Consider the following 10,333-nt stretch of genomic DNA (forward strand, 5'->3'; position numbering starts at 1 on the left):
CGCCGCGCCGGCCCCAGCCCCCGCCCCGGCACCCACACCGGCGCCACCCACCCGAGCAACGGCTACTAGTAGCGACAATCCCTTTGATGTGGGCACCAACGCCGTGAACCTGGGGGTGGGCCTAGGCAGCCGCTATTCCTACGCGTTGGGCGTCTTCGGCGGCAATTCTTCGGTGTCGCCGGCCCTGAGCGTGTCGTATGAGCGGGGCATTATTCCGCTGGGGCCAGGCGTGCTGGGCGTGGGCGGCATCATCGGCTACCAAAGCGCCAGCTACGAGTATTCGGGTTTTAAAGACAAGTATACCGACCTGATTGTGATGGTGCGGGGCGCCTTTCACTACCCCGTAACGCCGAAGTTCGACGCCTATGCGGGAGTGGGCATTGGGGTGCGGCACCTGGGGTATTCGAGCAACTACACTGGGCCGTACACCTCCGACTACGGCTCGACCGGGGCCACATCGGGCCTGTTTGTGGGCGGCCGCTACTACTTCACGCCCAGCATCGGTGCCTTCGCCGAGCTGGGCTACGACCAAACCTACCTCAAAGCGGGCCTAGCGGTTAAATTCTAGTTTTCACACTTCGCTTTTCTCTCCTTTTTCTGCAATTGTTTCTGTTGATGAAAACGCCCGCCGCCCACCTGCAGCTTGTTTTTCTGGCGTCTACCGTTGGCCCGGCCTGGGGCGTGGGGTGGGCCTTCACCAACACCACCGTGCGGCGCCCCCAAGCCGGGGCGCCGCCCGTGCCGGCTACCCGTTTCCGGCTGGCGCTGCAAGTCTCGTAAGCTTGTCTTTCCCTAATAATTTGTGCCGCTACAACCTTTCGGCCCGCCCTGCACCTTTTGCCCAAAATCTGGCATCCCCGAAGGAAGCGGCGGTAAAATCGGCACGCAGTTCCAGAGCCTGTTTGGCCCCAACGCGTCCAACGGCATGCTGGCCGAGTTTCGAACGCAGACCGGCACGGCCCTGAGCCAGATTCAGAACGAAACCCAGCTTGCCTCGGAAGAAACCGCCTGGGCTTACGTGCTGGCCCACCCCGATTTCGACGACTACGGCTTACTGGGCATTAGCATGGCGTTTCGGTTGGCAGTGGGCATGGGCGGCGCTCGACGCCAAGGCCGCCACTGCGCCGGCATAAACCCGTTTCGTCGACCAAATCACTAAGTTCGGCACGCTATTTACTCGCTTATTGCTTTGGGCCTAGCCCAGGGGTCGGCCCGCACGCCCGAAGTCGGCGTCTGCCGCTGGAAAATAATTGCCAAGCCAAAAACAAAAAAGCCCCTGCCGCAAAGCAGGGGCTTTTTGCAAGCCGTCAGAATCTACGAGAATCGGCGGTTATGCTTTCTTCTTCTCCAGCACTTCGTCAATCAGGCCGTACTCTTTGGCCTCATCAGCACGCATCCAGTAGTCGCGGTCCGAGTTGTCGTGGATTTCCTGGTAGGTTTTGCCGGTGTGCTGCGCCAGAATGTCATACAGCTCCTTCTTTAGCTTCAGAATTTCGCGGGCCGTAATCTCGATGTCCGACGACTGGCCTTGCGCGCCGCCCGAGGGCTGGTGAATCATCACGCGGGCGTGGGGGAGGGCCGAGCGTTTGTTGGCGGCACCGCCAGCCAGCAGCACGGCACCCATCGAGGCAGCCAGGCCGGTGCAGATGGTGGCCACGTCGGGGTTCACGTACTGCATGGTGTCATAGATGCCGAGGCCGGCATACACCGAGCCGCCGGGCGAGTTGATGTAGAGCAGAATATCCTTCTTGGCGTCCGACGACTCCAGGAACAGCAGCTGCGCCGTGATGATGTTGGCCACGTAATCGTCCACGGCCTGGCCCAGGAACACGATGCGGTCGGCCATCAGGCGCGAGAACACGTCAATTTCCCGGAAGTTGGTGGGACGCTCCTCAATCACGGCGCGGGTCATGTTCGAGGGCAGCATCAGGCCGTTGCGCACCTGGCCTTCCACGTGGTTCAGGTACTGGTCCACGCCCAGTCCGCTCAGGCCCTGGCCTTTCACGGCAAACTTGCGAAACTCTTGTTTATTCAGCATTTGATTGAAATGTGGCGCCGCCAAAGCGGGCGCGGGTGAGGTTAAGTAAGACGGGCGAAGTAAAGGAATGTTGTCGAAAACCCAACAAAAAAGCCCTTACGTCACCGTAAGGGCTTTTCCAAAGTCGGGTTGCGCAGCGCTTAGCTGTGCAGGGTCCGGAATTCTTCGGCCGTTACGGGCTTGTCCGTAACAACAACTTTGCCGCGCAGGTTTTCCAGCACTTTCTCTGCCAGAATGGCCTCGTACTCGTTGATGTAGTTTTTGCCGTTCTCCTGCTTCAGGAAGCTGTCGGCGTACTGGCGCATCGACTCGCGCATCTCGTCGGGCATGTTCGGCATGTTGAACTGGCCCATGATTTTGTCGAGCGTGCGGTTCACAATCTCGTCGTTGCTCACCTTCAGGCCGGCGTCTTCCACCACCTTGTTGCGAATCATGCTCCACTTCAGTTCCTTCACGTAGTCGTCGTAGTGCTCTTCTACCATCTCGGGCGTCAGTTTGCCCTCGTTGGCGCGCACCAGCCACTTCTTGAAGAACTCCGTGGGCACCTTGATGTCGGTTTTCTCCACCAGCTGCTGCACGATGCTGTTGTTCATCGCGCCATCAGCCTCGCGGTCGTAGTTCTGCTGGATGGTTTCGCGGACCTTGGCGTCGAACTCTTCCTGGCTCGAAACCGCCTCAGGGCCGAATACTTTGTCGAACAGCTCCTGGTTCATTTCCGGAGCAGCCGTGCGGTTCACCTTCTCCACGCTCAGCTCGTAGTCGCCGGTAGCTTCCTCGGCTTCTTTCTTGCTCAGGCCGGTGAAGTTCGAAATCGAAGCCGCGTCGTTCTTGAAAGCAGCTTGCAGGTCGAACGTTACCACATCGCCAGCTTTTTTGCCGATGAACTGCGCCTGGTCGCCGGTTACCTTGGCGATGGGCAGCAGAATGGTGCGGCCTTCGCCTTCTTCACCAGCCTTCTTGAACTTGCCGAACAGGTAGTCGCCAGCCTCCGACTCGTCGGGGTTGGTCGTTTCGCCGTACTGGCGGGCAATCTGCTCGTTGGTTTGGGCCAGCGTCTCGTCGTCGAGGCTCACCTGGTGGCGCTCCACGGCGAGGTCGGCGGGCAGCTCGAAGTCGGGCAGCAGGCCCAGCTCAAACTGGAAAGCGAAGTCTTTATCGGTGTCGAAGTCAACGTTGCTCGGCACGGGCAGGGGCTCGCCCAGCAGCTTGATGTTGTTCTCCTTGATGTAGGAGTCCACCGCTTTGCCCAGCATTTTGTTGATTTCCTCGCCCAGAATGCCTTTGCCGTACATCTTGCGCACCATGCCCACGGGCACCATGCCGGGGCGGAAGCCCTTCACCTGAGCACGCTTGCTGTACTCTTTGATTTGCTTATCGACGGTGGGCGCGTAGTCGGCTTCGGTCAGGTTCACGGTCAGCAGCCCGGTCAGCTGCTCGTCGTTCTTGTCGAGAGTAATGTTCAAAACAGGGAAGCCAGCTGCTGCCGGCCCGGTTGAAAGGTTGAAAAAAAAGCCTCCAGCCATACGACTGAAGGCCTGCATCAAATAAAAGTGCGGATAGAGGGACTCGAACCCACACGCCTTGCGGCACCAGATCCTAAGTCTGGCACGTCTACCAATTTCGCCATATCCGCATATAGGGCGCCGCTGCCGTTTGCTTCGGGCCCGCAAAGGTACTCGGGAAACTGTTTGCGCGCAACGGGCTTCGGCTGTTGAAAATAGGGGAGGGGGGCAGAACGCAATAAAGGCCGCCGTGGCGAGCGTGGGCGCGAAGTTTTTCTGATTGAAGCAACGCCATCATCCGTATGGTGATGCCTCGGTATGGCCGGGCAGGACGCTTGAAGATGCCTTGCGTATTACCCAGGCCGCGCCACCTTTTCCGCCCCGGCGTTGTTACTTTACCATTATGCCGCCCGTTATCGACCTCCAAGCCGAGCGCCAGGAAATCCTGCGCCACTACCGCCGCCTGCTGCGCACGGCCAAGCCGTACCTGAAAGACGGCGACGCTAAGCTCATTAAAAAAGCCTTCAACCAAAGCCTGGAGGCGCACAAGGAGATGCGCCGCAAGTCGGGCGAGCCCTACATTCTGCACCCGCTGGCCGTGGCCCAGATTGCGGTGGAGGAAATCGGGCTGGGTACCACCAGCATCGTGGCGGCGCTGTTGCACGACGTGGTGGAGGACACGCCCACCGAACTGTCGGACATCGAGCGCGAGTTCGGCCCTAAGGTGGCCCGCATCATCGACGGGCTGACCAAGATTTCGGGCGTGTTTGAGTACGGCACCAGCGAGCAGGCCGAGAACTTCCGTAAAATGCTGCTCACGCTGAGCGAGGACGTACGCGTGATTCTCATCAAAATTGCCGACCGTCTGCACAACATGCGGACGCTGGACTCGATGCCGCGCCACAAGCAGCTGAAAATTGCCTCGGAAACGCTGTATCTGTACGCGCCGCTTGCCCATCGGCTGGGCCTCTATACTATAAAGAGTGAGTTGGAGGATTTGTACCTCAAATTCACCGATACGGAAACGTATAACGAGCTCAAGGCCAAGGTGCGCCAGAGCCAGGCGGCACGCAACCGCTTCATCAAGGAGTTTGTGCAGCCGATTGATGAGGAGCTGAAAGCGCAGGGTTTTGAATATGAAATCAAGGGCCGGCCGAAAAGCATCTATTCCATTCTTAAGAAGATAAAGAAACAGAATATCACCTTCGACGAGGTGTACGACCTGTTTGCCATCCGTGTGATTCTGGACGTGCCGCCGGAGCAGGAAAAAGCCGCCTGTTGGCAGGTGTACAGCATTGTGACCGACTTCTACCAGCCTAACCCCGACCGCTTGCGCGACTGGGTGAGCACGCCCAAAGCCAACGGCTACGAGAGCCTGCACACCACCGTGATGAGCCGGGCCGGGCAGTGGGTGGAGGTGCAAATCCGTTCGCGCCGCATGGACGACATCGCCGAGAAAGGCTACGCTGCGCACTGGAAATACAAGGACACCGGCAGCATTCAGCCCGAAAGCTCGCTCGAAGGCTGGGTGAACAAGGTGCGCGAGATGCTGGAATCCAACAATTCCAGCGCCCTGGAATTCATGGACGAATTCCGTCAGAACCTGTTCGTGAAGGAGGTTTACGCCTTCACGCCCAAGGGCAAGCTGGTAATTCTGCCTGACAAGGCTACGGCGCTGGATTTTGCTTTCGATATTCACTCGCAAATTGGCATTCACTGTCTCGGGGCCAAGGTGAACCAGAAGCTCGAGCCGCTGAGCTACCAACTCCATAACGGCGACCAGGTCGAAATTCTGACCTCGCACAAGCAGCGCCCCACGCCGGAGTGGCTCAACTACGTCATCACGACCAAGGCGCGCTCCAAAATCAAGGATTTCCTGCGCGACGACAAACGCGCCAAGGCCGAAGATGGCCGCTTTATCCTCGAAAAGCGTCTGGAGCTCATCGGTGTGCCCTTTACGCAGGACAACTTCAATCGCCTGCTAGCTTATTTCAACGCGCCCAGCGCTCAGGAATTCTACTACCGCCTGGCCGTGGGGCAGATTGACGGCCGCGCCATCCGCGAGTCGCTTTTCACCTCCGAAAAGCCCTTGCCGGCCGTGCTCGAGCCCAAAACCTTCGAGAACGAGGTGCAGAAAATCCGCGGCGTACGGCCCGACATGCTGGTAGTCGGCGAGCACACCGACAAGTTCAACTACAGCATCGCCCGCTGCTGCAATCCTATTCCCGGCGACGATGTGTTCGGTTTCGAAACCGACCAGGGCCTCATCATCCACCGCACCAGCTGCCCCCGCGCCGTCGACCTGATGTCGAACTACGGCAACCGCATCGTGCGCGCCAAATGGACCGACCAACTCGAACTGGCCTTCCTTGCCGGCGTCCGCCTGAAGGGTTCTGACCGCGTGGGCCTCGTAAACGATGTCACGCGCATCATCAGCACCAGCCTCAAGGTGAACATGCGGTCCATCACCATCACCGCCGACGACGGTTTTTTCGAAGGCCAGATTATGGTGTTCGTCAACGATACCGACCATTTGAACAAGCTCATTCAGCGCCTCAAAAAGGTGGACGGTGTACTCCAAGTTGAGCGGTTCGATTCATAATTTGTGAAAGCCTCCCAACTCATTACCGTTCACGGCACAGAAGTCAATGCGCGTACCCAATGCGCCCACTGGCATTCTGAGCGCGACATTATTGCCATCCAGCATAAGTGCTGCGGCGAGTTCTACGCTTGCATCGAGTGCCACAACGAAGCTGCCGGCCATGCCGCCCAGGTCTGGCCAAAAGCCGAATTCCAAACCGAAGCCATCTACTGCGGTAATTGCCGCCAAACTCTCAGCATCGCCAGCTACCTAAGCTGCGATAGTATCTGCCCGCACTGCCAAGCGGCTTTCAACCCTGGCTGCGCCAATCATTATCATCTCTACTTCGAGCGATAAAAAGGTCCGCATCGCCCTGCCTCGACTCTCCATAGCTCTAAGGAGAGGGCCCAGGGGGGGAGGTGCCCTCGCTAGCACGTACCTTTGATCCGCCGACTTACACCTTATATATATAGTGAGTAAATCCCACACGACCGACCCCGTCGACGAAGCAGGGCAGGGGACCGGCGGCTCTTCCGAAACCGGCTTTGCGGCCCGGCACACCCCCAGCCCCGCCTCCGAAGCCCCGCTCAATACCGACAAGCTCGAGGAGGTGCGCAAGCTTTTCACCGCCCACCTCGAAAACAAAGGCCTGCGCAAAACCGGCGAGCGCTACGCCATCCTCGAAGAAATCTATGCCCGCTCCGGCCACTTCGATGTTGATGAGCTTTACGCCGGCATGAAGGAGCGCGGCCTGCAAGTCAGCCGCGCCACCGTGTATAACACGCTGGATTTACTGGTCGAGCAGGGCCTCGTCAGCAAGCACCAGTTCGGCCGCAACCTCGCCCAGTATGAGAAGAGTTACGGCTATCGCCAGCACGACCACGTTATCTGCACCGAATGCCATAAAGTAGTGGAATTCTGCGACCCGCGCATCCACGGCATTCAAACCATGGTCGGCGACCTTCTCAACTTCCATATCTTGCACCATTCTTTAAATTTGTACGGCATCTGCGGCGACTGTCGCGCCCAGGCCGCCGCCCGCACTTCAATACACTCAATCTAAACAATTGCCCCTGCGTCCCCGTCAGGCTACTCTCTCCCACCGGGGAGGGGCCGGGGGTGGGGTTTTACGCATGACCACCACCAGCACCGTCGAAAACGGCATCCTCTTCGTCCGCCTCTCCGGCGACCTCATCGGTAGCCCCGACACCGACCAGCTCCTGCAGTCCGTCAACCAGCACCTCGGCGAAGACCTCAACCAGTGCGCCATCGACCTCTCCGAAATCCGCTACATCAATAGCACCGGTATCGGAGTCCTTGTGTCGCTCCTCACCAAGTTTCGTAGCCGCGGCGGTGAGCTCGTCCTCATCAACCCCGCCGACCATCCCAAAAAAATGCTGGCCATCACGAAGCTGAACAACATCTTCATCGTTTCGCCCGACGAAGCTACTGCCCGCCAACAGCTTACCCAGGCCGCCAACTAGGCGGCCATTTTTTTGCCCGTCCTAGTCATCCCCTGTCTCTTGAGCGCAGCGAACCGAAGGTCGGCATAGCCAAGGACCTCGTCACGGAAGGTAGCACAAGGCAAAACCCAACGCAGCAATTCCAACCATAATACCAACCTCTTAATAATAGCCCTCCCCAAACCACCCGCACGAGTCGTCAGGCTCCCCCTCTCCCCAAGGAGAGGGGGCCGGGTGGTGAGGTGACGGCGACCCCCAAACCACCATGCCAGTAGACGTATTAGTAGGCCTCCAGTGGGGCGATGAAGGCAAAGGCAAAATCGTAGACGTTCTCGCGCCCACCTACGACGCCGTCGCACGCTTTCAGGGCGGCCCCAACGCCGGCCACACCTTGTATTTCGACGGCGTCAAGCACGTCCTGCACCAGGTGCCCAGCGGCATTTTCCACCCGCACATCATCAATGTCGTCGGCAACGGCGTCGTCCTCGACCCCGTCGTCTTCCGTCAAGAGCTCCAAAAGCTGACCGACCGCGGCATCGAATGGTCCCACAACCTCTACCTCTCCAAAAAAGCCCAACTCATCCTCCCGTCGCACCGCGCCCTCGACCGCATCAGCGAAGAAGCCCGCGGCAACACCAAAATCGGCAGCACCCTCAAAGGCATCGGCCCCACCTATTCCGATAAAATCGGCCGCGTCGGCCTGCGCGTCGGCCACATCCTGCTGCCCGATTTCCCGCAGCGCTACCAAGAAGCCGTGGCCCAGCACGCCGCCATCGCTGCCCACTATAATAAGGAACTCGAAATCGAAGACCTCGAAGCCGACTTCTTCGCCGCCGTCGAATTCCTGCGCACCCTCCAGCTCACCGACACCGAATACCTGCTCAACGACCTCCTCGCCCAGGGCAAGCGCATCCTCGCCGAAGGCGCCCAGGGCTCCCTGCTCGATATCGACTTCGGTTCCTACCCGTACGTCACCTCCAGCAGCACCATCGCCGCCGGCGCCTGCACCGGCCTCGGCATCGCCCCCCGCCACATCGACAAAGTGTACGGCATCACCAAAGCCTACTGCACCCGCGTCGGCAGCGGCCCATTCCCTACCGAACTCCACGACGAAGTCGGCGAGCAAATCCGCCAGGCCGGCCGCGAGTTCGGCTCCACCACCGGCCGCCCCCGCCGCTGCGGCTGGATAGACCTGCCCGCCCTCCGCTACGCCATCATGCTCAACGGCGTCACCGAACTCCACCTCATGAAAGCCGACGTCCTCGACGCCTTCACCGAAATCCGGGCCTGCACCCACTACCGCACCGCCGCCGGCACCAGCACCCCCCAGCTCCCCGACCCCGGCGAACTCACCGCCGTCACCCCCGAATACCTCACCCTCCCCGGCTGGAACTCCGACCTCACTGCCATCACCGACGCCGCCCAGCTCCCCGCCAACCTCACCGCCTACCTCGAATTCCTCGAAAAGGAGCTGCAAGTCCCCATCAGCATCGTCAGCGTCGGCCCGGATAGGGTGAGCACCCTCCACCGCTAAAAGAGGCGAGCAAGCCCGTCATGCTGAGCGCAGTCGAAGCATCTCTACCGCGCAAATAATTCCGTCCATTCCGCAATCCTAATAGCTCCATCAAGCCCCGCACCCCTTTCCAACCTCAATCTGGAAATGGTCGCGGGGCTTTTTGTTGATGAGGAAAGTACCTATACCCCCATTCAAAAGCATATTTCCGACTTCAAAATAGCCATCTCAGGCAGAAGGGTAGGGGCAAAGCCTCATCCATTCACTCCTCTTCCATCCATCTAAACCACACTTGCACCTATTCCCCAAATATGGTTTAGTGGACATTTTTACTTCACAGTTCCCATCCTGCAAATGCCCGAAATAGGTTTCAATCACTAATTCTACTACCATAGCCCATCCATAAACCATTTTTTTTGACCGCATCAATCAACTACTTACAACCTCAAATCAACTATTTCGTAAAAGGCCGCTTGCCGCCCCAAAAAGTCCTCCTACCTTTGCAGTCCCGAAACGTCAAACGGACCAACGGAAAAGCCCAAAGCACTCGCTAAGGCACAAATTTGAAATGTCCGGAACTTCCCCGGAAGGCAGCTTGTCTGTCCTCCGCAGCTAGCCGCAAGCGTCGAGATTTATTTCTCGAATAGCTTGCACCAGCGAAAAAAGCCACCGTACCTTTGCAACCCGCTTCAACAGGAAGCAGGTCACTCTCAAAAAGCGAAGCGAAAAGAACTAAAATTTTTTTCGCCAAAAGATTTGAAAGTCGAAAAAAACTTCTACCTTTGCACTCCCAAAACGAACGGAGTTAACCAAAAGACAGTCATAACAAGCTGACTTGCAAAGCCTAAAGCCACTTTAAACGAAAGCGGCTGATTTGAAAAACGAATCGAAAAATAGAAAAATTTTCGAAAATAAGTTGACAAATCAAAAATAATTTCTACCTTTGCAATCCCAAAACGAACAAAGGTTGATAACGACAACCGCGGGCTTAATCACTGGCCCACACTGATGCCTCAAATGGAAGCATCACACGTTCTTTGAATGACGGAAACAGACAAAATAGTAAGTGTTCCACTTGTTACTTCTTCTTCGGAAGAAGCGCAGTGAAACAAACCAAGCGAAACGAATTTGACCATAACGTCAAAATGTGAGCAAGGTCAGCACTCGACATCAGCCACGGTTCGCCGTGGTGTAGAGAAATTTTACAATGGAGAGTTTGATCCTGGCTCAGGATGA

General features: G+C 57.8%; 10 protein-coding genes and 1 tRNA gene. 8 read left to right on the forward strand and 3 right to left on the reverse strand.

Translation table 11 applies throughout. From position 1 onward, the window contains the following. The 3 genes from ACYVDE_RS07835 to ACYVDE_RS07845 form a co-directional block, all read left to right on the forward strand. A partial coding sequence (locus ACYVDE_RS07835) for a hypothetical protein (protein WP_460500928.1) occupies window positions 1-568 on the forward strand: 568 nt, incomplete at its 5' end. A gap of 47 nt (window positions 569-615) precedes the next feature. Continuing rightward, window positions 616-780, forward strand: coding sequence for a hypothetical protein (locus ACYVDE_RS07840; protein ID WP_460500929.1), 165 nt, complete (start codon window positions 616-618; stop codon window positions 778-780). A gap of 22 nt (window positions 781-802) precedes the next feature. Continuing rightward, the gene (locus ACYVDE_RS07845; RefSeq protein ID WP_460500930.1) at window positions 803-1,159 is read left to right on the forward strand and encodes a hypothetical protein; all 357 of its coding nucleotides are present in this window, start codon (window positions 803-805) and stop codon (window positions 1,157-1,159) included. 171 nt (window positions 1,160-1,330) lie between these two features. Here ACYVDE_RS07845 and ACYVDE_RS07850 read toward each other — a convergent pair whose 3' ends face one another. The 3 genes from ACYVDE_RS07850 to ACYVDE_RS07860 all read right to left on the reverse strand — a co-directional run bounded on the left by ACYVDE_RS07850 (window position 1,331) and on the right by ACYVDE_RS07860 (window position 3,671). Further along, window positions 1,331-2,038, reverse strand: coding sequence for a ClpP family protease (locus ACYVDE_RS07850; protein WP_460500931.1), 708 nt, complete (start codon window positions 2,036-2,038; stop codon window positions 1,331-1,333). A 140-nt stretch (window positions 2,039-2,178) separates the two neighbouring features. Beyond that, window positions 2,179-3,501: a trigger factor gene (gene tig, locus ACYVDE_RS07855; protein ID WP_460500932.1), complete on the reverse strand. Its 1,323-nt coding sequence runs from the start codon at window positions 3,499-3,501 to the stop codon at window positions 2,179-2,181. Between the two features lie 88 nt (window positions 3,502-3,589). Then, window positions 3,590-3,671 (reverse strand) — tRNA-Leu (locus ACYVDE_RS07860). A gap of 272 nt (window positions 3,672-3,943) precedes the next feature. Between ACYVDE_RS07860 and ACYVDE_RS07865 the strand changes: the two genes are divergently transcribed. From ACYVDE_RS07865 to ACYVDE_RS07885, 5 genes are all read left to right on the forward strand, one after another. Then, entirely contained in the window at window positions 3,944-6,142 is a 2,199-nt protein-coding gene (locus ACYVDE_RS07865; RefSeq protein ID WP_460500933.1) for a RelA/SpoT family protein, read from the forward strand. Between the two features lie 3 nt (window positions 6,143-6,145). Then, on the forward strand, window positions 6,146-6,478 hold the full coding sequence (locus ACYVDE_RS07870; RefSeq protein ID WP_460500934.1) for a CHY zinc finger protein: 333 nt from the start codon (window positions 6,146-6,148) through the stop codon (window positions 6,476-6,478). Between the two features lie 253 nt (window positions 6,479-6,731). Continuing rightward, window positions 6,732-7,184: a Fur family transcriptional regulator gene (locus ACYVDE_RS07875; protein WP_460500937.1), complete on the forward strand. Its 453-nt coding sequence runs from the start codon at window positions 6,732-6,734 to the stop codon at window positions 7,182-7,184. A gap of 70 nt (window positions 7,185-7,254) precedes the next feature. After that, on the forward strand, window positions 7,255-7,605 hold the full coding sequence (locus ACYVDE_RS07880) for an STAS domain-containing protein (protein WP_460500935.1): 351 nt from the start codon (window positions 7,255-7,257) through the stop codon (window positions 7,603-7,605). A gap of 244 nt (window positions 7,606-7,849) precedes the next feature. Beyond that, a complete protein-coding gene (locus ACYVDE_RS07885; RefSeq protein WP_460500936.1) occupies window positions 7,850-9,118 on the forward strand; it encodes an adenylosuccinate synthase in 1,269 nt (422 codons plus the stop codon). The last annotated feature ends 1,215 nt before the right edge of the window (window positions 9,119-10,333 follow it).

It is taken from the genome of Hymenobacter agri, assembly GCF_054778495.1.

What these genes read in the sequence shown, in the direction of transcription:
- ACYVDE_RS07865 (WP_460500933.1), top strand. Translation starts at nt 3,944, where the DNA reads ATGCCGCCCGTTATCGACCTCCAAGCCGAGCGCCAGGAAATCCTGCGC.
- ACYVDE_RS07880 (WP_460500935.1), top strand. Translation starts at nt 7,255, where the DNA reads ATGACCACCACCAGCACCGTCGAAAACGGCATCCTCTTCGTCCGCCTC.
- ACYVDE_RS07850 (WP_460500931.1), bottom strand. Translation starts at nt 2,038, where the DNA reads ATGCTGAATAAACAAGAGTTTCGCAAGTTTGCCGTGAAAGGCCAGGGC.
- ACYVDE_RS07885 (WP_460500936.1), top strand. Translation starts at nt 7,850, where the DNA reads ATGCCAGTAGACGTATTAGTAGGCCTCCAGTGGGGCGATGAAGGCAAA.
- ACYVDE_RS07840 (WP_460500929.1), top strand. Translation starts at nt 616, where the DNA reads ATGAAAACGCCCGCCGCCCACCTGCAGCTTGTTTTTCTGGCGTCTACC.